Raw genomic sequence first — 24,981 nt, 5'->3', positions numbered from 1 at the left:
ACCATATTATGTTGAAGATATTTAACAAAATCAAGACTTCGGTACTGATTGCCGGTGTAGCCCTGATGAGCCTTGCATCGTGCAACGATTACCTTGATGTAGTGCCCGATGGCGGCGACCCCACACTGGACGACGCCTTCAACCTTCGCTCCACAGCCATCCGTTATCGTGGTACCTGCTATTCATATATGCAGAAAGACGGTTTCGGAAGTGGCGACCCGGCTCTGCTCGGTGGTGACGAGTTGTGGGATCTCTATCCCCGTACCACCCAAAAGTACATCGGCCAGACCATGACCATGATAGCCCGTGGTCTGCAGAGCAAGTCCAATGTATATGGCAATGACTGGGATCATTACTTTACGGCCATTCGCGACTGCGACAACCTGATAGACAACGTGGACAAAGTGCCTGACATGACCGATGAGGAGAAGGCGCAGTGGAAGGCCGAGGGACGGTTCCTCAAGGCTTACTACCACTTCTGCCTTATCCGCAAGTGGGGTGCCATCCCTATCACCAAGCACAGTCTGCCCATGGATGCCAGCGTAGAAGAGGTCCGTGTTTACCGCGACCCCATCGACAGCTGTTTCAACTTTGTCCTGGACGAGATAGACAAGGCCATCCCCTATCTGTCTGAGTCGTTTGACGAGAGTGAGTATGGCTATGTCACCAAGGCTGCCGCTGCTGCCATGAAGGCCCGTGTGGCCTGCTATGCTGCCAGCCCCCTGTTTAATGGCAACGAGGATCAGAAGAACCTCGTTGACAAGCGCGGCGTACAGCTCTTCCCGGCTAAGACCGAGGAGCAGAAGTTGGAGCGTTGGAAGTATGCCATGCAGGCTTGTAAGGATGCCATCGATGAGTGCGAGAAGGTTAACATCAAGTTGTACACAGGCCAGGACATTACCCTGCGTCTGGGCGACAACGACACGCTGAAGACCGATCTCATACTGCGTGGTACACTCTGTCAGCCCTGGAACACAGAACTCATCTGGGGCAACACCCAGCTCTCATGGGGAAGCAGCGAGCGCCAGTATTGGCAGATGCTCGCCACGGTAGACCTCCAGGCCAAGACACTCGGAATGAGTGGCCCCATCACTGGTTACCGCTGCGTTGGTGTGCCTCTGAAGATAGCCGAGGAGTTCTACACCAAGCACGGAGTGCCAATCACGGTTGACAGGGATCGCCAGAACGGCTGGAACGAGCTTGATATTGTACGTGGCGACGAGGCCCACAAATACTATATAGAGAAAGGCTACGAGACCGTTAAGCTCAACTTCGACCGCGAACCCCGTTTCTATGCCTACTTAGGCTTCGATGGTGGTAAATGGCTCGGTCAGTTGCCCGAGGCCACCCTGCAAAAGGCTCCTGGCCAGCTCTCGCCCGAGGACATTTTCGATGTAGAGTGCCGCAATGGTAAGTATGCCAACAAGCTCGGTGGCAACCAGGGCCCTGTAACCGGCTACTTCCCCAAGCGTACCATTCCTTACCAGAACCGTGTATCGGGTAATGCCGGAACGAATGTCTCTACGACTTTCTTCCCCTATCCTATCATCCGTCTCACTGACCTCTACCTGCTCTACGCCGAGGCCATCAACGAGGTGGAAGGCCCCAATGGTCCTAACAGCGCCGAGATGTTCAAGTGTCTCAACGACATCCGTGAGCGTGCCCATATTCCTGACGTGAAGACTGCCTGGGACAGCTACAGCACCAACCCCGGCTACTACAGCACACAGGCCGGTATGCGCGCCATCATACACCAGGACCGCATGAACGAAATGGCATTCGAGAGCCAGCGTTTCTGGGATTTGCGCCGCTGGAAAGAGGCCCCCGCAGAGTATAGCAAGAATATCTACGGCTTCAACCTGAACGCCTCGGATCCTACTGAATACTACAAGAAGACCCTCGTGTTCGAGCAGCCTTTCTTGCTCCGCGACTACTTCTGGCCCATCAGCACATCGATTATGGAACACAATCCTAATCTTATCCAGAACACAGGTTGGTAAACTAATAAATAGCATACAATTATGAAAAAGATACTAATATCACTCAGTTTATTACTGATGGCTGTCATCACCCTGGTTAGCTGTGGTGACGGCAACAGAATAGACCAGAAAGGCGAAATAGCCATTCCGCAGGAGCCCACCATTGTGGGCATCAAATCGGTTCCTGGCGGTGCCGTCATCAAGGTGGCCATCCCAGACGACCCCAACCTCAAGGGCGTGGTAGCAACCTACCAGCGCAACGGGGCAACCGTAGAGTCGCGCATATCGCGCTATCTTGACACACTGGTCGTAGAAGGTTATGCCGACGAGAACGAGCACGACGTGGTAATCCGCTCATTCAATGCCAACGATGACAAGTCAGAGGGACAGACCGTGAAAATAACTCCGCTGGTAGCTCCCGTCAAGACCGCAAAGTTCGAGGCTTTCGAGAGTTTCGGTGGCATCAAGATACGTATCACTGATAATCCTACCCTGGCCAAACTGGCCCTCGTAGTACAGTGCGACCAGACCAACCCTGACCAAGACCTGGCCTACGACCAGCGTAAGTGGAAGGACGTGTCTACCTTCTTCACCGAGAGCAACTCTGTTGTCTTGACCCGCCGTGGCCTGGAAGCAGTTCCTACCGTTTTCGCGTTCCACTTCCGTGATGATTTCGGAAATGTTTCTGAGACACAGCTCATCAAACTGACTCCCAAGGAGGAGGTAGCTCTCAACAAGAAACTCTGCAAGCACTATCCTGTAGGCACGTATCCTGTGGACCTCAAAAAACTGCAGCCCGGTGCAGACAACTTTGTCAACGATACCGGTGGCGGTGGCGTAGACGCCCTCTTCGACGGTGTGTACAATGGTACCGGCAAGTTCTTCCTTGCAGCCAAGGGTAACCCCATTCCCACATGGCTTACCATTGACCTCGGCCAGGAGGCTTCTATCAGCCGTATCGCCACCAAGCCCCGCTGGGACTACATGCCTTTCCAGAGTGGTAATGTACGCGAGTGGGAGTTCTGGGGTACTGATGTAGACCCACGCCAGGACCTTATAAACAATCCTGCTAACAAGGACGATGCCGACTACCAGTCGCGCCATGGCTTCAGCCGTGGGTGGTTCATGATTGCCAAGGGCGAGCAGTACAAGCCATCGGGTTATGCTCCTGACGGCACCGTAGACGGCTGGACCTCTGAGGATCGCGAGTACTATCTGAACAGCACTGAGTATGAGTGCGACAACACCAACCCGCTCACACCCCGTGCCTTTGACAAGATACGCTATCTGCGCATCGTGGTGGTTAACACCTTCGAGTCATGGCAGTACAAGCAGACCTCAGGCGGATGGTTCATCGGCGAGGTAAGTCCTTATGGTCAGATTTATTAAAACAGTAATCTTCCTAAATAGCATACGACAATGAAAAGAATATTATATATAACATTGATTGCCGCGCTTGTAGGCTCGTTCACTTCCTGCAAGGACCAGGACGACATCTACAAGCAGTGGGTAGTACCTGGCGGCAACGTCTATCCGGAGAAAGCCAATGGTCTTAACGCCAAGCTGGGTTACAAGCGTGTACAGCTCAGATGGGCTACGCCCAAAGACCCCTCGGTGACCAAGGCCGTCATTACATGGGACAACGGTGACCAGACAAAGGAACTGAACTATGCCGACTATGCCGGGCAGGACAGTATCAGACTGGAAATAGACCAGCTCAAAGAGCAGAGCTATACCTTCAACATCGTCAACTACGACAAGGAGGGCAACCAGTCTATGCAGTCTGAGAATACCGCTTCGCCTTATGGCGACATCTGGCTCGCAACACACGCAGAACGCACCATCAAGTCGGCTGAGATTCCCAGCGGTACCAACGCCAATATAACCCTTGACTTTGGCACCAATGAGATGGTGGCTACCAAGTTCCGCTATCTCAACAACGATGGCGAGTGGGTGGTTACAGACCCTGTGCCCAGCAATGTAGCCAGCGTGGTGTTAGAAAATGCCAAGGTGGGTACTCGTTATGAGTATGCCTCGGGCTACTGCCCTGTTGCCGGACTGGACACTATCTGGAACAGTTGGAGCAAGTCGCCCACGCCTATTGCCGGCAAACTTACCCATACCAACTGGTCTGTAGAGGCTCCTGGATATAGCAATGGCTATCCACCAGAGCTGGCTATCGACGGCATAAACAGTGGCAACTTCGCTAACGGCTGGTGGTGGAACAATCCCACTTATCCCAAGATTTTCCTCGTTGACCTGGGCAATGAGACCACTTTCGTCAATAAGATTGTACTCTATCAGAATACTGGTAATTGGTATAACGGCCGTACACTCTATAACGTAGAGCTCTATTGTGGTAACGAGAAGTTTGACATCAACGCCGGTGCCGACTACGCCAATACGCCTGCTTTCCAGCATGCAGTCTACAAGCATACCACTATGGTGTTCTGGAATGGCTCAGCTTCGGCAACCTGGAATTTTGGTGAGATGAAGAACTTCCGCTACTTCTGCTTCGTCATAAAGAACAGCCGCCGTAACGGTAGCGCCATCAACGAGATTGATGCCTTTGGTTATGATAATGCAGCCGAATAGTAGTACTTTTGAAATTTAATTTTAACAATAACTAAAGAGTCCCGATGACCATGAACGTCATCGGGACTTTTTTGATGGCTGTCGCGCTGTCGATTTATCATTTGTTAGTAATAAATACTGTTAAGATGGCGGTTTTTACGCAGAAATGGAGTAATTTTGCCATCGCAAACAACAAATTTAACATTATACTGACAATGAAAAAGATTAGAGCCGCCGTAGTAGGTTACGGCAATATCGGTCATTACGCCGTGCAGGCCCTCGAAGCCGCCAAGGATTTCGAGATAGCTGGCATCGTGCGTCGTCAAGGCAACACAGACTGCCCATTGGAACTTACTCCTTACGAGGTAGTAGATGATATCTCACTGCTCCACGATGTAGATGTGGCTATTCTCGCCACGCCTACACGTTCTTGCCCCGACTATTCAGCCAAGATAGTGGCTATGGGCATCAATACCGTCGACAGCTTTGATATCCACACCAGCATCCTCGACTATCGCCGCAAGCAGATGGAAAACTGCAAGAAGGCAGGTCGTGTCAGCGTCATCGCTGCCGGATGGGACCCCGGTTCAGATTCCGTAGTGCGCGTGCTCATGGAGAGCCTCGCCCCCAAAGGACTCAGCTATACCAACTTCGGTCCCGGCATGAGTATGGGTCACTCTGTCTGCGTGCGCAGCAAGGAGGGTGTACGCAATGCCCTCTCTGTCACCATTCCCCTCGGCGAAGGCATCCATCGTCGTATGGTCTATGTAGAGCTCGAAGACGGAGCCACCCTCGAGCAGGTTACCGCTGAGATCAAGGCCGACCCCTATTTCGCCAACGACGAGACCCATGTCTTCGCCGTAGCCTCTGTCGATGATGTGCGCGATATGGGCCATGGTGTCAACCTCGTGCGCAAGGGTGTGAGCGGCAAGACCCCCAACCAGCGTTTCGAGTTCAATATGAGCATCAACAATCCTGCCCTCACCGCCCAGGTGCTTGTCAATGTGGCTCGCGCCGCAATGCGTCTGCAGCCCGGTTGCTACACCATGCCCGAGATACCCGTTATCGACATGCTCGCTGGCGACCGTGAGGAGATTATCAGTCATCTGGTATAAACAGCAAGCAACAGAAAACGAATCATAATGAATCGCAAAACTTATCTTATGCTTGCCTCCGTGATGGCGGCAGTGGTAGTGGCGCTGCTCATCAGTGCGCGTCCTGCCGATGAGATCATGACCCGTAAGGGCAACACCACCATCGTCAACACCACCCAGTTGGGTGCGCAGGTGCGTGGCTTCAAGGGCGCCACTCCCGTGTTGATACATATCGAGAAAAACAAGGTGGTCAAGGTAGAGGCTCTGCCCAACAGAGAGACTCCCAAGTTCTTCGCCCGTGCCAAGGCTGTGCTCCAGCAGTTTGAGGGGCTCACAGTGGCCAAGGCCCAGAAGGCCGAGGTCGATGGCGTCAGCGGCGCCACCTTCAGTTCCAATGCGCTCACCAAGAACGTCAAGCTCGGACTGGAGTATTACAAGAAGCACAAGAAGTAACCAGACAGTATTGGTAACGCCCATACCGCCCTATTTCATACAGCGTGGCAAGGATTGAGTTCCCTGCCACGTTTTTTTTATTGGTGTGGGGGAGGGAGGTGCATTGTGAGCCCCTCCCCAGCTCTCACCAAGGGATGGAAATCCATTCCCGTTGTGTTTAAGTAGGTTATGGTTACGCTCCTTTTCTTGAATAAGGCTGGAATGGGGCCTTTGTTTTGGCTTTTTCCTTCCCCTTGGGGAAGGTTAGGATGGGGCTTGTGGTTGATGGTACGCACCCCTGGCAACTCTGTAGGAGTTGCGATTACAAAGCCCAGGGTTGAGGTGCGTAGCGCCTCTACCCTGGGTATATATATAATAAGGTGTAGCTACTCTGTAAGAGTTGCGATTAGCCGAAGGCGTTATTCTCAATCTGATATTATCCGTCTACCCATTCCTGCCCATCATCCTGCTGCGGGTAACGCCTACGGCTAAGCGCAACTCCTACAGAGTTGCCAGGTTAGTGGGGTGCTTACCCAGGGTAGCGGACTTCGCCCGCAACCCTGGGCTCGAGAAACGCAACTCCTTCAGAGTTGCTGCTGCTTGCGAGGGGGTCATTCGCGGGGGTAATCCATTATTAGCTGCTTCTATTTGTGGACGATATCAACACAAAAAGCCATGGCGGCTGTTGTCGGCTTCGCCTTTTTGTGGCTGTCGGTGACGGCAGTCGGAAAACGAGTTTTCCTCCTTGTTGTCGCCACCATCCCCAACGCCATGCTTTGCATGACGACAACAGCCGGCATGGTTCAAAAAGCGGCCTTTGGCCGTAAAAAAAGGCCGCCGTTGGCGGTAAAAAAATAGCTGATTGTAAGCCCCTCCCTAACCCTCCCCAAGGGGCGGGAATTCGTTCTTCTTGTGTTTGAGGAGGTTGTGGCGCACACCTTCCCCTTGGGGAAGGCTGGGATGGGGCCTTCTTTTGGGCTTTTTTCCTTCCCCGTGGGGAAGGTTAGGATGGGGCCTATGGTGGACGGGACGCACCCCTGGCAACTCCTACAGAGTTGCTGCTGCTTACGGAGTGTACCCAAGAAGCCCCTCTCTGGCTCTCTACAAAGGGAGAGAATTGAGCCCATCTCCCAAACCTTCACCATGGGGTGTGAATTCATTCTCGTTGTGTTCGAGGAGATTGGGTTGCGCTCCTTCCCCTTGATGAAGACTGGGGTGGAGCTTCACTTTGCCACCGCCGTGACCATGTCGGCTGGCTCGTATCTTATGATACGTGGGCTCGTGCCTTATGTTACGTGGCCACGTGCCTTATGTTACGAGAGTTCGTGCCTTATGATACGAGGTTGGCGGTGTGGTCTCCTCGCTCCCCGTCTTCCCTTCCGCGCCCCGCAGTGATATCTCCTGCGACGCAACCATCCTCCCGTTGCCTACCAATTTCATCCCAATATGCAAAAACATGGCGGGGGATGGCGTTTTAACCGTCAAAAATGTGTAAATTTGTAGTCACAATGACCATAAACCTACTTATTGAGTTGTTAAACTTATCCACTGTCATGAAACAAAGAATCTACACATTGACACTCCTGCTCATGGCTTTTGCCTTGGGCGCTATGGCGCAACTCCGTTTGCCCGCCATCATTTCAGACCACATGGTGATTCAGCGCGGCGAGCCCGTACACGTTTGGGGATGGGCTGCCCCGGGTCAGAAGGTTACAGCCACCCTCGCTGGACACAAGGCTACCGTGCGCACCGGCAAGGACGGCCGCTGGAGTCTCTATCTCCCCGCCATCAGCGCCGCCGGACCTCACACCCTCACTGTCTCAGCCGGCAAGGAGAGCCTCTCCGTGACCGACATCCTCGCTGGCGAGGTGTGGATGACCAGTGGCCAGTCCAATATGGACTTCCGTCTGCGCAGCATCGACCGTGCCGACGACGAGATTAGCCATGCCACTAATGCCAGCATACGCCTCTTTGAAATCAACCACGCCCTGGCGAGCCGTCCTGCCGACGATGTGAGCGGCCACTGGGCTGTGACCACCCCCGAGGCTGCCGACTGCTTCACCGCTGTGGGCTACCTCTTCGCCAAAGAGCTCAATGCGGCGCTCGGCTGTCCCGTGGGCATCGTCAACGCCAGTTGGGGCGGCACCCAGATTGAGAGCTGGATGACCATGGGGTCGATAGACCGTTTCCCCAAGTATACCCAGCTCATGGAGCAGCTCCGCTCCGACGCCTTCCGTGCCAACGAGCTGCGTGGCCTTGCCAACGACGCCCGCTTCGAGCGTGAGGTGGCTGCCGACCGTGGCGAAGCCGCAGGCTGGTATGCCCCCTCTTACGACAAGAGTCACTGGCAGCCCCTCGCTATGCCCGGTCTGTGGGCCGACGCGCCTCTCGCCCGGATGGACGGCGTGGTCTGGACCACTGCTAAGTTCACCGTGCCCGACTCCCTCGCCGGCCGCGAGGCTCTGCTCTCCCTCGGTTTCATCGACGATGCCGATGTGACCTGGGTCAACGGCCACCGTGTGGGTGCCACCCGTGGCTATGCCGTCAAGCGTCGTTACCAGATACCTGCCGGTGTGCTCCATGCCGGCGACAATGAGCTGACGGTCAAGATTATCGACGACCACGACGGTGGCGGATGCTATGGCTCAGCCAGCCTCTTCTATGTCCAGGTGGGCAGCCGTCGTCTCTCTATCCTCAATCATCCATGGAGCTACTGCGTGTCGGTAGAGAAGGACAACAGCGGTTTCCGCAGCTACTTCTCCAACGACTTCCCCTCACGTATATATAATGGTATGGTCGCCCCCGTGGCTCCCTATCCCGTCAAGGGCATCGTCTGGTATCAGGGCGAAGCCAATACCGAGCGCCCCAGCGAATACCGCGACCTCTTCCCAGCCATGATTGACGGCTGGCGACAGGCTCGTCAGCGTCCGGAGCTGCCATTCTACTGGGTGCAGTTGCCCAACTTCATCGCCACGCCCAAGAACGACCTTGCCGGACTGCGCGATGCACAGACTTCGGCCCTCTCCCTTGCCCATACGGGGCAGGCGGTGACTATCGACGTGGGCAATCCCACCGACGAACATCCCCTCGACAAGCATACCGTAGCCCGCCGCCTTGCCCTCCATGCCCTGCACAACGACTATGGCCATAGCGACCTCGTCTGCCAGAGTCCTCGTGCCACCGGCGTTAGCCGCCAGGGCGACGGCACCATCCTGGTCACCTTCAGCCATGTGGCCCAGGGTCTGCAGTGTCATGACCGCTATGGCTATCTCTGCGGATTTGCTGTCATCGACGCCCAGGGCAAGCGCCACTGTGTCAAGGCCGAGATAGCAGGCACCGACAGCGTGCGCCTGCTCACCACTCCCAACCTCGCAGTGACCACGGTGACCTACGGCTGGGAAAACAATCCCGAAGACGCCAACCTCTTTGGTTCGACAGGACTGCCCGCCACGCCCTTCATGATGAAGGTAGGGCAGGGGAAGTGAGTGGAAATATAAAAAACAGAAGATTGTTTTGTATTCTCTTCAGTTTCCATTAACTCTACGGCTGACGCCGTGAAGGTAGGCTGCACCTCGGAAATAAAAACAATAGATTGTTTTGCATTTCGCTCGGTTTGCACTACCTTTTGATAAGTTAGGCGGCGTCTCAACAATGCAAAATGAAAAATCTTATGCTTTTTCTTTGCATTGTCTTCGACTTGCACTACCTTTGTATCAGTTAAAACATTACTAATATATACTACAATGACAGAAAAAGAGAAAGACGCGGTGCAGCTGCCCGACAACGCTTTTCGTGAACTTCACGACGGCGAGGAGTACAAGCCCATTATGGGTCCTGAAAAGACCATTCCCGAAGTCACAGCATGGAGTGTGACGTGGGGATTGTTGATGGTAGTGCTGTTCTCGGCTGCTGCCGCCTATCTGGGATTGAAGGTTGGTCAGGTATTCGAGGCCGCCATCCCTATCGCCATCATCGCCATCGGCTTATCGTCGGCCACCAAGCGCCGCAACGCCATGGGCGAGAATGTTATCATCCAGAGCATCGGAGCCTGTTCGGGCGCTGTGGTAGCCGGAGCCATCTTTGTGATGCCCGCCATCTATATGCTTGACCTCCAGGCCGACTTCCTGCGCGTATTCATCGCCTCGTCGCTGGGGGGTATCCTCGGCATTCTCTTCCTCATACCTTTCCGCAAGTATTTCGTCAAGGATATGCACGGCAAATATCCCTTCCCCGAAGCCACTGCCACCACCCAGGTGCTCGTGTCGGGTGCCAAGGGAGGCAGCCAGGCCAAGCCCCTGCTCGTGGCTGGTCTCATCGGTGGACTCTACGACTTCATCGTCGCCACCTTTGGTCTGTGGAACGAGAACTTCACCTCGCGTGTAGTGACATGGGGTCAGCAGCTTGCCGACCATGCCAAGCTCGTCTTCAAGGTCAACACCGGTGCTGCCGTCCTCGGTCTGGGCTACATCATCGGTCTGCGCTATGCCGCCATCATCTGCTTCGGTTCGCTTGCCGTGTGGTGGCTTATCGTTCCGGGTATGGCCTTGCTTTTCCCCGACACCGTCCTCAACCAGTGGGACCCCAATATTGTCACTCCTGTGGGTGAAATGACACCCGAAGCCATCTTCAAGGCCTACGGCCGTTCCATCGGTATCGGTGGCATCGCCATGGCTGGCGTGATAGGCATCATCAAGAGCTGGGGCATCATCAAGAGTGCCGTCGGCCTTGCCGCCCGCGAGATGAAGGGCAAGGGCGCTGGCGCCGAAGAGGTAGTGCGCACCCAGCGCGACATCTCGTTCAAGATTATCGCCATCGGCTCGGTGCTCACCCTTATGGTTACCTTCGCCTTCTTCTATGCCGGCGTGATGGACTTCAACCTCACCCATGCCGTGGTAGCCATCCTGTTGGTTGCCGTGATAGCCTTCCTCTTCACCACTGTGGCTGCCAATGCCATAGCCATCGTCGGTAGCAATCCCGTATCGGGCATGACGCTCATGACCCTCATCCTCGCCTCGGTAGTGATGGTGGCTGTGGGTCTCAAGGGCAATGCCGGTATGCTCGCAGCCCTCCTTATGGGTGCCGTGGTATGTACCGCCCTCTCTATGGCAGGCAGTTTTGTCACCGACCTCAAGATCGGTTACTGGTTGGGTACCACTCCCAAGAAGCAGGAGACCTGGAAATTCCTCGGCACCATCGTGTCGGCAGCCACTGTAGCCGGCGTGATGATCGTGCTCAACAAGACCTACGGCTTCCAGAGCGGCAAGCTCGCCGCACCCCAGGCCAACGCCATGGCAGCCGTCATCGCTCCGCTCATGAACGGTCAGGGGGCGCCCTGGTTGCTCTACGGCATCGGCGCCGTCATCGCCCTCGTTCTCGACCGTTGCAAGATTTCAGCCCTTGCCTTTGCCCTGGGTATGTTTATCCCTATGGAACTCAATATCCCCCTCCTCGTGGGTGGCGCCGTCAACTGGTTTGTCACCACCCGTTCGCAGGATGCTGAGGTCAACAAGGCCCGTGGCGAGAAGGGTACCCTGCTTGCCAGCGGATTTATCGCCGGCGGTGCCCTGATGGGCGTAGTGAGCGCTCTGCTCAAGTTTGGCGGCATCGAGTTCAACTACGACGCCTGGTGGGCCAACCACCTGAGCGAGCTCCTCTCTCTGGCTGCTTACCTCTTGCTCATTACCTATTTCATCATAGCCACCCGCACCACCAAGAAGGCCTGATGCGGGGCAGGCTTCAATCGTTGACGATATGAACACCTCTTCCTTATCCTTTGCCGTCCGCACTGGCATGCTGCTCATGGTCGCCCTGCTTGTGACCATGAGCACCAGCGCTGCGGCCCGGCGCTATGCCAAGATTTCCCGTGCCTGGGTAGAGCACGATGTCATCCTGGACGGCCAGCGAGGCATGAAGGTCCACCTCTATCTTACCGTGAGCGGCATGAAGCGCCGCAGCGTGAGCCTCACCGGCGAGGTTACCCTCGACAGTGATGTGGCGGGCGACGACCCCGTGGTCATCTACCGCTGCGACGGTGCCCTGATGCCCAGCCACGACATCGACACCTATCTGGACTACACCCTCTTTGTCAACTACGACACAGGCAATTGGCCCGAGGGCGACCACCACTATTATCTCAATGTCCTCGTGACCAATACCGCCAATGGCGAAGCCCTCAACACGCCCGGTTCTACCATCCTCGACTTCTCGCTGAAGCGTGGTGACGACGGCTCCTACATCAGTTATGATACCACCGTCGAAGAGATTAAGCAGCGGATAGGCTATCAGCCCTCTACGCCTACCACGCCCGCTACTCCGGCGCCCGTGGCTACCCCCAAGCCAGCCCCCCAAGCGGCTCCGGCGCCAGTAGCTACCCCCAAGCCGGTTCAGAAGACCACTCCCTCGACACCATCTGCCCAGGAAATGACCGACCAGCAGCGGTTGTACATCTCCTGGATGAAAGACCGCATTATCAAACAGCTCGATGCTGGCGATGGCAACTACATTGTGATATGCACCAGCAGCTATGCTCATGGTCCGAACAAGGTGACAGACATCTTCTGGGTCCCCCGCGACTTCAGACCTTACAGCTCGGCATACAAGCAGCTCATGGCGACCGACAAATATATCAAGTGTTTTGTGGATGGCATAGATGTCCTCAAACTCATCAACCACACCCTCGCCGACGGCCGTGAATTCAGCACGGTCTATATATGCGACCGCGACCAACTTGCCAACGGTGAGGCTTGGGAGTATAAAAACAAGAACCATCCCGAACAGGCCACCCACTACTATATGGAAGAGCACCGCATATCCTCAAAGGCAGCAGCCTGGCTGCAACTGCTCATAGAGGGAAAGCTCACTACGATGAGCTTTCAAGGGCGTGACGGCTTAAAAATGGAGACCACCACGAGAGTAGCCCTCAAGGCTCCGCGTCGTATCCCTTATGGCAACTCGCCCGACACGTACTGATGTTGGCGTCGCCCCTTCGCCCTCTCCGCTGCCCATCACACCCCTTAACCTGATATAATCCTTATCCATGACCGTCATAGTCACAGCGCATGTGGCGGTTATGGATATTTTTTTGCAGATTCATACAACTATGACACAATCTATGTCCCCTGCCTGGCAGCCCGACGCAAGTCAGCTGCGCGTGATAGAAACCCCGTTAGGAGGTTACCACCTGGTGCTGGCGCCCCCTGGCTGCGGCAAGACCCAGATACTTACCGAGCGCATCCGCCGTGCCCACGACCAGGGCATAGCCTATGGCGACATGCTCTGCCTCACCTTTACCAACCGCGCTGCCCGCGGCATGCGCGAGCGCATCGCCCAGTATATCGAGGGTGCCGACCTCGGCCAGCTCTATGTCGGCAATATCCATAGATTCTGTTCCCGTTTCCTCTTCGAGCACCACCTTGTCGAGGCAGAGACCTCGGTCATCGACGATGACGATGCCCTGAGCATCCTTGCCCGTTACCAGAACGAGGAAGAAAGTGCCATCAAGCAGCGCCACAACCGCCGTCGCGAGTATGCTGAGATTATCCAGTTTGCCCACTTCATGCACCAGATTATCCATCATCATCCGCGTGGGCTGAGGCTCCATCCCGACTGTGTCAGTGCCGACGATGTGCGCGCTCTCAAAGCCATCTGCCGTGCCGAGCGTCGCGAGTTTACCCCCGACGCCATGATACATATCTACGACCATACCGACGACTACCGCGACGTCATCCATGGCGACGCCTTCGATGTGGGTACCCAAGCCCTTGCCACCAATACCCTGCGCAAGATGCGCTATGCCCACGCCTACACCGCCTACTGCCGTCAGAACAAGCTCATCGACTTCGAAGACCTGCTCCTGCTCACCTACGACGCCCTCACTGTCGACAACGACTATCCCCGCTACCGCTGGATACAGGTCGACGAGGTTCAGGACCTCAACGCCATGCAGATGGCCATCATCGACCTCATCACCGATACCGCCGTCACCCGTGGCGAGGGCATGGTGATGTATCTCGGCGATGCCCAGCAGGCCATCTTCTCCTTTATGGGCGCCAAGAGCGACACCCTTGCCCTGCTGCGCCAGCGCTGTGGCGACCATATCTACCACCTCAACATCAACCACCGTTCGCCGGCGTCGCTCCTTGCCATGACCAATCACTATGCTGCCGAAGTCTTGGGCGTAGACCGCGCTCTGCTGCCCACAGCCCAGCCCAGCGACGCCGCCGACTGTGCCGAGATGCGGCTCATCGAGTCGCCCCTCATCGACAGCGAGTATCACGATGTGGCTGCCCTTGCCCGCAAGCTCGCCCTTGCCGACAACCGTGAGACCACCGCCATCGTGGTCAACTCCAACTATGATGCCGACAAGGTGGGCGAGGCACTCCATGCCCTCGATATGCCCTTCTTCCAGGTGTCGGGAACAGATATTTTTGCCTCAGTCCAGGTCAAGACCATGCTCGCCCATCTCAATGTGCTTGCCTCGGAGACCAACTTCATGGCATGGGCACGCTTGCTCTATGGATTGGGCGTCTTTGCCGCTCCCGCCTCTGCCCGCGAGTTTATGCGCAAGATGCTCAACCGCGCCCTCCTGCCCTCCGATTTTCTGCTCTACGACTCCACCACCTACGTGCAGGACTTTGTGGCTGCCGTCGACGCCGACGCTCCCGTGGTAGTCTTCGATACCGAGACCACCGGACTCAGCGTCTTCGACGACGACATCCTGCAGATAGCCGCTGTCAAGATGCAGCATGGCCGCATGGTCCAGGGCTCCTCCTTTGTGGTGCATATCCAGACCGAGCGCCCCATCCCCGAGATGCTCGGCGACATCCCCAACCCCATCATCGAAGAGCGGCGCCACGCCACCCTCGTCAGCCATGCCGAGGCACTGCGCCAGTTTGTCGACTACATCGGCGACTGCCGTCTGGTGGGTCACAATGTCGAGTACGACTACCAAATCCTCGTCCACAACCTCAGCCGCTATCTCCCCGATGTCGCCCTTCCTGCTCACGACCGCTGCATCGACACCCTCAAGCTCCTGCGCCTGCTCCATCCCGAGCTGGTGAGCTACCGGCTTGACTTCTTCCGCCGCCAGCATCTCTTCGGACTCAGCGAAGACAATGCCCACCTTGCAGATGTCGATGTCGAAGACACCTGCCGCGTCATGGCCCACCTCTACCGTCGTTGCCGCGAGGTCATCCCCGAGCAGCAGGAGTTTCTTGACCGTGCCGCCACCCGCAGGGCAGCCGACATGCTGCGCCGCAACTACCGCGACCTCTATGTCCGTGCCCGTGAGCAGCTCTATGACCACGCGCCGGCTGGCGACAGTCCTGCCATGGTCGGCCAGATGCGTGCCGTCTACGACTACCTGCGCCAGATGGGCGGCGACCATGCCCAACCCCACAAGATAGACTATGTGCTCAGCTATATCGCCCACGACATCGTCGACAGCAGCCTCGCGCCGTCGCTTGCCGAGCAGCTGCAGCGCCACCTCATGGAGACCAACACCCTCAAAGAGTCAGACCTCTGCGGCTCCGATGTCCTCGACGAGCGCATCTTCGTCTCCACCATCCACAAGGCCAAGGGCCTCGAGTTTGACAATGTCATCGTCTTTGATGTCGTCGACGGCCGTTACCCCAACTACTTCACCCGCGACGACGAAGCCCAATGCGCCGAAGACCGCCGCAAGCTCTATGTAGCCCTCACCCGTGCACGCCGCCGCGTCTATGTGGCGTGGAGCAGCGGGCGCATCGCCTACCGTGGCGACAGGGTCGTCCAGTATCTCTCGCCGTTCCTGCTGCCCGTGGTGCGTTACTTCGACAGCCTCAGTTGAACCCGCTGCCGGCATCGGGCAGCCCCCTGCACCCAGAACAATAATCACAAATATAGTAAAGACTAATTATGAAGACAATCCTTACAACCTTTGGCATGGTCGTCGTCGCCACTGCCGCGTGCGCACAGACCACGCTGTGGAAGACCGACACCGCCAGTCACAAGTATTACCGCATTCCCGCCATCGTGGCGTATGACAACCACGTCATAGCCTTCTCCGACAACCGCTCGGGCGTGACCGACGCCACCAGTTGGGGCGATGTAGGTTCGGTGGGCAACATCAGCATCGAGGTACGCCACTGCAACGACGGCGGACAGACCTGGACCGCTCCCCGCTGCGCCGTCATGGGATTTGGCAGCGGCAACTTCGACCAGAGCCATGGCGATGCCGCCGTGGTGCGCGACCGCGAGACGGGCCGCATGCTCATTATGACCGGCTCGGGCGAAGTGGGCTACGGCAGGTCGCGTGTAGATGTACCCGGCGACTACTCCAAGGTACTCAAGGTAGGCCGCTACTACAGCCTCGACGACGGCTACACCTGGAACGGTGGCGATGTGACCTCGCAGATTTATGACCTCTATCGCGGTCATGGCAATATCTTCCGCCTCTTCTTCACCAGCGGCCGCATCTGCCAGAGCCGACTCGTCAAGCATGGCACCTACTACCGTCTCTACTCAGCCGTGGTGACCAATGAGGGCAGTCTGGTCGTCTACTCCGATGACTTCGGCCACACATGGGTACCCCTCGGCGGTGCCGACGCCCGTCCAGCCCCCCAGGGAGATGAAGCCAAGATAGAAGAGCTGCCCGACGGCCGCGTGCTGCTCAGTTGTCGTCGCAGCGGTCAGGACGGCCGATGGTTCAACATCTTCACCTACGCCGACCGCCAATGCCAGGACGGCAGTTGGGCAGAGCCTGTAGCCTCGGAGAAGCACGACGGCGGTACAGCCACCATCAACAACAACTGCAATGGCGAGATACTCTTCATCCCAGCCCTCGATGCCGACGGCCGTAAGGTCTATGTGGCTCTCCAGTCGGTGCCCCGTGGCACCCCTGGCAACCATCCCACCAACCTTGAGCGCCGCAGCCATGTCTCCATCTACTGGAAAGCCTTCGACACAGCCGACAGTTGGGCCACGCCCGACCGCTGGGCTGAAGGATGGCAGCGCCACGAGATTACCGATGGCTATTCTGCCTATTCATCCATGGCGCTCGACGGCAATGGCGATATCTGCTTCATCTATGAAGACCATGGCGTCCACTTCCGTCTGGGCAGTCAGCCCACCGAGATGTACGACATCCTCTATCGCCACCTCAGTCTTCAGGACATCACCGGAGGACGGTATCAGTACCGTGCCGCCAAGTAGGGCAGTGAGTATAGCCCATATCGCAAAATCCCCGCAGTCGGCAGTCGGCTGCGGGGATTGTTTTACGCATCGTCGCGGCGTGCTCTCAGACCAGTCCCAGCCTGTGGATGGCTGCGCCCGCGAGCCAGATAGAGTCGGGTGGGGCAGCGGTCAAGACAAAATGACAAACAATGAGCTTTTTTAATGACATTTATATAAATATTCTTGTAGTGACCACCTATTTTTACTAATTTTGCGATATAGTAACTACAGAACTGACAATAATGAAGAAATCGGTCATATTATTCACTCTGATGCTCATCGCCGTGGTGCAGGCATCGGCTTCCGACACCTACACCTCGCTCTGGCAGCGCTACGACAAGGCTGCCGCCGCATGGCAGCCACGCACTGCCATCGCTGTGCTCGACAAGATTATCGTGCGCGCCACTGCCGAGAAAGCCTACGGCCATCTGGTCAAGGCACAGATAGCCCGTGGAGGGTTGACCATCCAGATATCGCCCGACTCGCTCGACGCCGTGGCTGCGCAGATGGCTGCCGAAGAGCAGCGCGCCAAGTCGCCCGTGCTGCGCGCCGTCTATGCCACCGCCCTGGGCAAGCTCTACGCCATGCAGCAGAGAGGCATAAACCGCAAAGCCTATCAGCAGAAGAGCCGCGACTGCTTTGCCCGAGCTCTCAAGGACCCCGACCTGCTCGCCAAGACCCAGGCCAAGACCTACGAGCCCGCCGTGGAGCGTCGGGATATGAGCAAGGCGTTCGGAGGCGACCTGCTCCACGTTGTGGCTGGTGAGGCCAAGGAGTATGGGCTGCTCAACCGCTACTACGAAGCCCACGGCAACCGCCGCGCCGCCTGTCTGGCCGCCTGCCTCGACCTGCGCGAGAACCACAGCGACTGGCTCTACACCCGCAGCGGCAAGCAGCACTACCAGCACGCCATAGACTCGCTTATCAATGTATACCAAGACCTCGACGAGTGTGGCGAGCTGGCCATAGACCACTATGAGGCTATGGATGAAGATGCTAAAGACATCGTAGAGCGCCGCATAAGATACATAGACTGGGCTATAGCCAAGTGGGGAGCATGGCCCCGCATGAATATCCTGCGCAACAGGCGCACCGACCTCACCGCGCCCCAGTTCAACATCAGTCTCCAGGAGCGGCAGATGCTGCCCGGCAAGGAGCGCAAGATACATATCAACTCGATACGCAATATCCGCCAGCTCACCCTCAATGTCTATCGGCTCAGCAAGCCCTATGCCGACATCAGTAGCGAGACTCTGCAACAGACAGACAAACTGGTGGAGACGCTCAGACAAGATGCAGGCAAGACACCCGTGCAGACGGTGGTGCGCAAATATATCGGCCATGCCGACTACAAGCTGCTCTCCGACTCTGCCACGCTCGCCCCGCTGCCCTTGGGCAGTTATCTGGTCGAGGTGCAGGCCGATGTCAAGGGCGTGAAGCCCCAGTATGCCCTTCTCTCCGTAAGCGACCTGCTCCTGATGGTGCAGAGCCAGTCGGCGAAGGGCACTGCCAATATGAGGCTGGTAGTGGTAAATGCTACAACGGGAAACCCCGTGCCTGAGGCATCCATCATCATCAGACGCGACATGCGCCGCTGCGACCAGGACACCGTCATCCGCGTCAACCGCAAGGGCGAGGCGCTCTGCACGGGCAAGTGGGGAGACAGCTATATGCGCGCTACTTCGGGCATGGACATCAACAGTCCGTTTGGTCAGACATGGTCGATGCTCTCATACCTAAAGTCCAAGGCAGAAGAGCGGTTCAGCTTCTTCACCGACCGCAGCATCTATCGTCCCGGTCAGACCGTACAGGTGGCTGTGGTGGGAGCCTACAGGAGCAGCGCTACCCAAGGCGACGCCATCACAGGTCGCGGCCTCACCCTGCGTCTGCACGACGCCAACAGCCGGGTGATAGCCGAGCGCAAGGTGACCACCGACAGCTATGGCACCGCCCACAGCCAGTTTGTGCTGCCCGCCACCGGCCTCACCGGTAGATACTACATAGACAGCGACATGCCCTATTCGCTCCGCACCAGTTTCAGGGTCGAGGAATACAAGCGCCCTACGTTCAAGATAGAATGGGACACGATACGCACCTGTTACGAGGCTGGCGACACGCTCCTGCTCACCGGTAGGGTGATGACCTATGCCGGAGTGCCTGTGCAGTACGCCAAGGTGAGAGCCAAGTCTACACGCCGGATAGGACTGTGGTGGTGGCGCTTCGGTCGCGGTGAAAGCCATGTCGAGCAGTTGCCCACCACGGTCACCGACAGTCTGGGCCGCTTCGGTCTGCGTCTGCCTCTCACGGTCGATGATGCCGATTACGACCGTCGGGTCTTCTACTCCTTTGATGTCAGCGCCACCGTCACCGATGCCGCCGGCGAGAGCCACGACGCCCAGACCTCTGTAGCCCTGGGCACGCGTCCTACGATGCTCAGCTGCGACATGGCAGACCAGATAGAGCGCGACAGCATCGGCTCCATACGCTTTGACTACCGCAACAGCGCCGGTCAGAATATCGACGGCACCGTAAGCTACACCATCGGCAAGCATAGCTACACCGCCAAGGCCAACGAGGCGGTAGACCTGAGATCCATCCTCAAGGGGCTGAAGAGCGGCCGCCATGTGCTCACCGCCGTGTGCGACAGCGACACCCTCGTACACCCGTTTGTGCTCTTCAGCGCCACCGACAGCCGTGCCCCCATCGATACCCCCGACTGGTTCTATGTGAGCGGCACCCGCTTCAAGGGCAAGGACAAGGTAAGGCTGCAACTTGGCTCTTCTGCCCCCGAACAGTACGTCGTCTACACACTCTTTGCCGACGACCGCGTGATAGAGAGCGGCTCGCTCCACCTCAAGGGCCAGCTCCATCTGCGCGACTTCACCTACCGCGATGACTATGGCGACGCCCTCACCCTCACCTATGCTTGGGCCAAGGACGGCCGCCGCTACATACACACCCAGCGCATCATGCGGCCTATGCCCGACAAGCGGCTTGTGGCACGCTGGACCACCTTCCGCGACCGCCTCGTGCCTGGACAGCAGGAAACGTGGACCCTCCACGTGAGCCGCCCCGACGGCAAGCCCGCCGACGCCCAGCTCATAGCCTCGCTCTACGACCATTCGCTCGATGCCATTTATGCCCATGACTGGCGCTTCTACAACGAGTATGGCGCAAGCCGGCTCTACAATGCCGACTGGCGCATACCCTACAGCCGAAGTATCGGTCTGTACAGTTATCTCGAGACCAAGATGCTGGTAGAGCCCGACCTGTCGCTCTCGCAACTTACGGCGTGGCCCTGCCGGTTCCTCGATCGCACCGCAGGCCCCATGTATGCCGGTTCGGCATCTGCAGGCAGGGAGCTCTTTGTGAGGGGAGTAGCCAGCGCCGAGTCGACCCGTGCCAATAGGGTCAAGGACAAACTGGCGTCTGATGCGGCGATGCCCGAGCCGTCGGTCACCGAGACAGAGAAGGAGCCCGAGTGGGCCTCTCTGCGCGAGAACTTCAACGAGACCGTCTTCTTCTATCCCTCCCTGCAGACCGATGCCAAGGGCGACATCGCCATCAGCTTCCGTCTGCCCGAGTCGGTGACCACGTGGAAGTTCAAGGGCCTCGTACACGACCGCAACCTCAATGCTACCACCATCGAAGCCCTCGCCGTGGCACAGAAGAAGGTGATGGTGCAGCCCAATATGCCCCGCTTTGTGCGCAATGGTGACCATGCCACCATCGCCGTGCGTGTGACCAATGCCTCGGACCAGCGCCAGAGCGGCCGACTGCGTCTGGAACTCACCACCGCCGACGGCAGTCGCACCCTCGTGGCGCGTCAGCAGAACTTTGATGTCGACGCCAAGGCTGCGGCTACCCTCTATTTCGCCTTCGACCTCTCTACCGACGAGACACTTGTGGTGTGCAAGGCTATGGCTACCGGCAGCGACTTTGCCGATGGCGAACAGCACTATCTGCCCGTATTGCCCGACCATGAACAGGTGGTCAACACCCGTCCGTTTACCCTCTCGGGCACGGGCACCCACACCATAGACCTGACATCCCTATACTCCGCCGGCGCCACACGCACGCATACCACTATAGAATATACCGACAACCCCGCATGGCTCATGATACAGGCTTTGCCGTCGATGGCCAACCCCTCGGGCGACAACGCCATGAGCCTCGTCACCGCCTACTATGCCAACGCCATAGCCCAGCACATCATCGGCAGCTCGCCCGCCATCGCCCAGGCTATAAGCCTCTGGCAGCAGCGCCCCGATGAGTCGCTCACAGGCGTGCTGGAAAAGAACGAGAGTCTGAAGCAGACCGTTCTGGCTGAAACCCCGTGGCTCATGGATGCCGCCCGCGACACCCAGCGTATGCGTAGTCTGGCCCGATACCTCGATGCCAACCAGCTGGCTGCTTCGCAGTCGTCTATCCTGCGTCGCCTCGGTGACCTGCAGGACGAAGACGGTATGTTGGCATGGTGGAAAGGCATGAGAGGCAACGTCTATATGACTGCCGCCGTGGCAGAGACGCTGGCAAGGCTCGACCGCATCGTCGGCAAGCAGACCGCCACGCAGAATATCCTGGACAACGCGCTGACAGCACTGGACAGAGTGATGGCACAGCGCGTGGAGGAAATGAAGAAACGTGACCCCAAGAACCATACGACCGACCGCCTCGACTATATCGAGACACGCTATCTCTACGCCTCTGCACTCGCCGGACGCAAGGCTACCCCCACCATCGACTATCTGCTCGATATCATGGAGAAGCAGAAGCACGTGGCCACCATCGCCGACAAGGCGCAGAGCGCCGTGGTGCTCGCCCTCTACGGACGTGATGCCAAGGCCAAGGAGTGCCTGAAGAGTGCGCGCGAGTTTACCGTCTACAAGGACGGCATGGGTCGCTACTACGATACTCCGCTTGCCGGCTACTCTTGGTGCAGCTACCGCATCCCCACACAGGTAGCCACCATCGAGGCAATGGGTCTGCTCGCTCCCCAAGACAGCGTCTGCATCGACGAGATGCGGCAGTGGCTCTTGCAGGAGAAGCGTACGACGGCTTGGGACACACCGATAAACAGCGTAAACGCCATCTATGCCTTCCTCAAGGACAACGGCTCGGCCCTCGCGCCAGCCACAGGCACACGCATCACCATCGACGGCAAGCCGATGGAAGCCGACACCAGCGTGCCGATGATCGGCGCGCAGACCTGGCAGGCCGACGGCGCCGTCAACTCGATAGCCATCACCAAGCAGCAGCCCCACACCAGTTGGGGTGCCGTCTATGCCTCGATGATGCTGCCGTCCGACAAGGTAGAGAAGGCTGGTGAAGGTTTCAGCATCGAGCGCCAGGTTGTCGGAGGCACCCACCTCGGCGTGGGCGACAAGGTCACCGTGCGTATCATCATCCGCGCCGACCGCGATTACGACTTTGTCGAAGTCACCGACAAGCGCGCAGCCTGTCTGGAGCCCGTTGTCCAGTTGAGCGGTTATCGTCAGGGTTGTTATGAGGCCCCGCGCGACAGCCGCACATCCTATTATTTCGACCGGATGGGCAAGGGCACCCATGTCATCGAGACCTCCTACTATGTAGACCGTGCCGGCGACTACCGGGCAGGTCAGTGCACCGTGCAGTGTGCCTATAGTCCATCCTTTGCCGGTCGTGCTGCCGGTGAAATCATCCACGTAAATCCATAATATGACCATAATGAACCTATCCTCACACTCTCACCGTCTGGTGATGACCCTCTTCACGCTGTGCGTGGCGCCGATGGCGCTTATGGCACAGAAGATAACAGTAGCCCAACCCACCATCGACTGCGGACAGGTGCAGTATCGCCGCCCCGTGACCGTACAGTTTGAGGCCCGCAACCAGAGCGGGCGTCCCATAACCATCGCCAAGGTGCGCAGCAGTTGCGGATGCACAGTGGCAAGTTACCCCAGTCAGGCCATAGCCAACGGCAAGACCTTCAAGGTAAGCGCTGTCTATGACGCCCGTCAGTTGGGACACTTCCAGAAAGAGCTGGCGCTCTATGTCGATGGCGGCAATAAGCCCGTGTATCTCACCCTGCGTGGCGTGGTCGTGGAAGAGGTCATCGACTATACCGGCGACTTCCCCCTCGAGCTCGGCGACCTGCGTGTCGACAAGACCGACGTGGAATATGATGACGTCAACCGTGGCGAGCGACCCTTCTTCCGCATCAATATCCTCAACCCCACCTCCAAGGCAGTGAGCCCGCAGGTGATGCACCTGCCCAACTACCTCGAGGCACAAGTGTCGCCGTCGACGATAGCCGCCGGGCGTCCCGGAGTGGTGACCCTCACGCTGCTGTCAGACAAGTTGCGCGACTTCGGACTCACCCAGACCACCATCTACCTGGGCAGCAATCCCGGTGAGCGCGTCTCTGCCGACAAGGCCATCGAGGTGTCGGCGGTGCTGCTGCCCTCGTTTAAGAATATCACCGACGCCACCCGTCAGTATGCCCCCAAGATGAGCCTCTCTGCCACCTACCTCGACCTGGGCAGCTTTGACGGTAAAAAGAAGAAGCGCGGCGAGATTATCATCACCAACAACGGACGCACCGACCTCGAGATACGCAACATACAGATGTTTACCGCCGGACTGGAGGTGTCGCTCTCGACCCGCAAGATAGCTCCCGGCGCGTCGGCTCGTCTGCGCGTGACCGCCGTGGCATCGGCGCTCCACAAGGTGCGTACTCGGCCACGCATACTGATGATTACCAACGACCCCGACAATGCCAAGGTGGTGATAGCCGTAGATGTAAAACGATAGATCCTTATCCTGATGATACAGATAGAAATAGACAGCGGTAGCGGATTTTGCTTCGGAGTGACTACCGCCATCAGCAAAGCCGAAGAAGAACTCTCACGCAGCGATACGCTCTACTGCCTGGGTGATATCGTGCACAACGGCATGGAGGTAGAGCGTCTCCATCTGCAGGGACTGCAGACTATAGACCACAGCCAGTTGTCTCAGCTCCACGATGTCAAGGTGCTGCTGCGTGCGCATGGCGAGCCGCCGGCTACTTATGCCACCGCCGAGCGCAACCATATAGAAATCATCGATGCCACTTGTCCTGTGGTGCTCCAGCTCCAACGCCGCATCAAGCGCCAGTATGACGACAATCCCCAGGCACAGATTGTCATCTTTGGCAAGAACGGCCATGCCGAGGTCTTGGGTCTCGTGGGTCAGACTGATGGCAACGCCATCGTGGTAGAGAACCTTGACGACGCCAGCCATCTCTGTTTCGACCGCGACATTTACCTCTACTCGCAGACAACCAAGTCGCTCGACGAGTTTCATGCCCTCATAGCCTACATCCAGGCGCATATCTCTCCCCAAGCCACCTTCCGCAGCTTTGACACCATCTGCCGCCAGGTTGCCAACCGTATGCCCAACATTGCCGCCTTTGCCGCCCGCCACGACATGATACTCTTTGTGAGCGGCCACAAGAGCAGCAACGGCAAGGTGCTCTTCAATGAGTGTCTGCGCGTCAACGCCAACAGCCACCACATCGAGCAGCCGTCGGAGATAGACCTGCACTGGCTCGACGGAGTCAAGACCATAGGTATATGTGGGGCTACGAGCACGCCCAAGTGGATAATGGAGCAGTGTAGAGACCATATCCTCGAGGCGCTGAAGCGCTGAAGCGAGGGTGGGCTGCATCGCGG

The 24,981-nt window shown here is 57.5% G+C and carries 14 protein-coding genes; all 14 read left to right on the top strand.

Features of this window, described 5'->3' with window-relative positions:
• Positions 1 to 8 precede the first annotated feature (8 nt).
• The 14 genes from CIK87_RS00195 to CIK87_RS00125 all read left to right on the top strand — a co-directional run bounded on the left by CIK87_RS00195 (position 9) and on the right by CIK87_RS00125 (position 24,958).
• Positions 9 to 2,000, top strand: a complete 1,992-nt coding sequence (locus CIK87_RS00195; protein ID WP_094384448.1) for a RagB/SusD family nutrient uptake outer membrane protein — start codon at positions 9 to 11, stop codon at positions 1,998 to 2,000.
• A 21-nt stretch (positions 2,001 to 2,021) separates the two neighbouring features.
• On the top strand, positions 2,022 to 3,368 hold the full coding sequence (locus CIK87_RS00190) for a DUF5000 domain-containing lipoprotein (protein WP_094384446.1): 1,347 nt from the start codon (positions 2,022 to 2,024) through the stop codon (positions 3,366 to 3,368).
• Positions 3,369 to 3,398: 30 nt separating this feature from the next.
• A complete protein-coding gene (locus CIK87_RS00185) occupies positions 3,399 to 4,574 on the top strand; it encodes a DUF4998 domain-containing protein (RefSeq protein WP_094384444.1) in 1,176 nt (391 codons plus the stop codon).
• A 194-nt stretch (positions 4,575 to 4,768) separates the two neighbouring features.
• Positions 4,769 to 5,668 carry a diaminopimelate dehydrogenase gene (locus CIK87_RS00180; RefSeq protein ID WP_094384442.1) on the top strand — a complete coding sequence of 300 codons (900 nt, stop codon included), beginning with the start codon at positions 4,769 to 4,771 and terminating at the stop codon, positions 5,666 to 5,668.
• A gap of 27 nt (positions 5,669 to 5,695) precedes the next feature.
• Positions 5,696 to 6,100, top strand: a complete 405-nt coding sequence (locus tag CIK87_RS00175; protein WP_094384440.1) for an FMN-binding protein — start codon at positions 5,696 to 5,698, stop codon at positions 6,098 to 6,100.
• A 654-nt stretch (positions 6,101 to 6,754) separates the two neighbouring features.
• Complete coding sequence (locus CIK87_RS00170) at positions 6,755 to 6,937, top strand: hypothetical protein (protein WP_094384438.1); 183 nt, start codon at positions 6,755 to 6,757, stop codon at positions 6,935 to 6,937.
• 695 nt (positions 6,938 to 7,632) lie between these two features.
• The gene (locus CIK87_RS00160; RefSeq protein ID WP_158216164.1) at positions 7,633 to 9,564 is read left to right on the top strand and encodes a sialate O-acetylesterase; all 1,932 of its coding nucleotides are present in this window, start codon (positions 7,633 to 7,635) and stop codon (positions 9,562 to 9,564) included.
• A gap of 258 nt (positions 9,565 to 9,822) precedes the next feature.
• The gene (locus CIK87_RS00155) at positions 9,823 to 11,802 is read left to right on the top strand and encodes an OPT family oligopeptide transporter (protein WP_094384432.1); all 1,980 of its coding nucleotides are present in this window, start codon (positions 9,823 to 9,825) and stop codon (positions 11,800 to 11,802) included.
• 28 nt (positions 11,803 to 11,830) lie between these two features.
• A complete protein-coding gene (locus CIK87_RS00150) occupies positions 11,831 to 13,048 on the top strand; it encodes a hypothetical protein (RefSeq protein ID WP_144008042.1) in 1,218 nt (405 codons plus the stop codon).
• 130 nt (positions 13,049 to 13,178) lie between these two features.
• Positions 13,179 to 15,905, top strand: a complete 2,727-nt coding sequence (locus CIK87_RS00145) for a 3'-5' exonuclease (RefSeq protein WP_094384428.1) — start codon at positions 13,179 to 13,181, stop codon at positions 15,903 to 15,905.
• 68 nt (positions 15,906 to 15,973) lie between these two features.
• Entirely contained in the window at positions 15,974 to 17,269 is a 1,296-nt protein-coding gene (locus CIK87_RS00140) for a sialidase family protein (RefSeq protein ID WP_144008041.1), read from the top strand.
• A 263-nt stretch (positions 17,270 to 17,532) separates the two neighbouring features.
• Positions 17,533 to 22,986, top strand: coding sequence for an alpha-2-macroglobulin family protein (locus CIK87_RS00135; RefSeq protein WP_094384423.1), 5,454 nt, complete (start codon positions 17,533 to 17,535; stop codon positions 22,984 to 22,986).
• 1 nt (position 22,987) lies between these two features.
• Positions 22,988 to 24,082 (top strand): DUF1573 domain-containing protein, encoded by a 1,095-nt coding sequence (locus CIK87_RS00130; protein WP_254046007.1) that lies wholly within the window; start codon positions 22,988 to 22,990, stop codon positions 24,080 to 24,082.
• 12 nt (positions 24,083 to 24,094) lie between these two features.
• Positions 24,095 to 24,958, top strand: coding sequence for a 4-hydroxy-3-methylbut-2-enyl diphosphate reductase (locus CIK87_RS00125; RefSeq protein ID WP_022311286.1), 864 nt, complete (start codon positions 24,095 to 24,097; stop codon positions 24,956 to 24,958).
• Positions 24,959 to 24,981: the final 23 nt, after the last annotated feature.

The sequence above is a fragment of the Prevotella sp. P5-64 genome (genome assembly GCF_002251285.1).
Lineage (GTDB): Bacteria > Bacteroidota > Bacteroidia > Bacteroidales > Bacteroidaceae > Prevotella.
This window is presented reverse-complemented; position numbering and strand designations above follow the sequence as displayed.

Excerpts from the sequence above, each read along its gene's own strand:
- CIK87_RS00130 (WP_254046007.1), top strand. The coding sequence starts at position 22,988 with ATGACCATAATGAACCTATCCTCACACTCTCACCGTCTGGTGATGACC.
- CIK87_RS00145 (WP_094384428.1), top strand. The coding sequence starts at position 13,179 with ATGACACAATCTATGTCCCCTGCCTGGCAGCCCGACGCAAGTCAGCTG.
- CIK87_RS00150 (WP_144008042.1), top strand. The coding sequence starts at position 11,831 with ATGAACACCTCTTCCTTATCCTTTGCCGTCCGCACTGGCATGCTGCTC.
- CIK87_RS00170 (WP_094384438.1), top strand. The coding sequence starts at position 6,755 with ATGGCGGCTGTTGTCGGCTTCGCCTTTTTGTGGCTGTCGGTGACGGCA.
- CIK87_RS00155 (WP_094384432.1), top strand. The coding sequence starts at position 9,823 with ATGACAGAAAAAGAGAAAGACGCGGTGCAGCTGCCCGACAACGCTTTT.
- CIK87_RS00175 (WP_094384440.1), top strand. The coding sequence starts at position 5,696 with ATGAATCGCAAAACTTATCTTATGCTTGCCTCCGTGATGGCGGCAGTG.
- CIK87_RS00185 (WP_094384444.1), top strand. The coding sequence starts at position 3,399 with ATGAAAAGAATATTATATATAACATTGATTGCCGCGCTTGTAGGCTCG.
- CIK87_RS00135 (WP_094384423.1), top strand. The coding sequence starts at position 17,533 with ATGAAGAAATCGGTCATATTATTCACTCTGATGCTCATCGCCGTGGTG.
- CIK87_RS00180 (WP_094384442.1), top strand. The coding sequence starts at position 4,769 with ATGAAAAAGATTAGAGCCGCCGTAGTAGGTTACGGCAATATCGGTCAT.
- CIK87_RS00195 (WP_094384448.1), top strand. The coding sequence starts at position 9 with ATGTTGAAGATATTTAACAAAATCAAGACTTCGGTACTGATTGCCGGT.
- CIK87_RS00125 (WP_022311286.1), top strand. The coding sequence starts at position 24,095 with ATGATACAGATAGAAATAGACAGCGGTAGCGGATTTTGCTTCGGAGTG.
- CIK87_RS00140 (WP_144008041.1), top strand. The coding sequence starts at position 15,974 with ATGAAGACAATCCTTACAACCTTTGGCATGGTCGTCGTCGCCACTGCC.
- CIK87_RS00160 (WP_158216164.1), top strand. The coding sequence starts at position 7,633 with ATGAAACAAAGAATCTACACATTGACACTCCTGCTCATGGCTTTTGCC.
- CIK87_RS00190 (WP_094384446.1), top strand. The coding sequence starts at position 2,022 with ATGAAAAAGATACTAATATCACTCAGTTTATTACTGATGGCTGTCATC.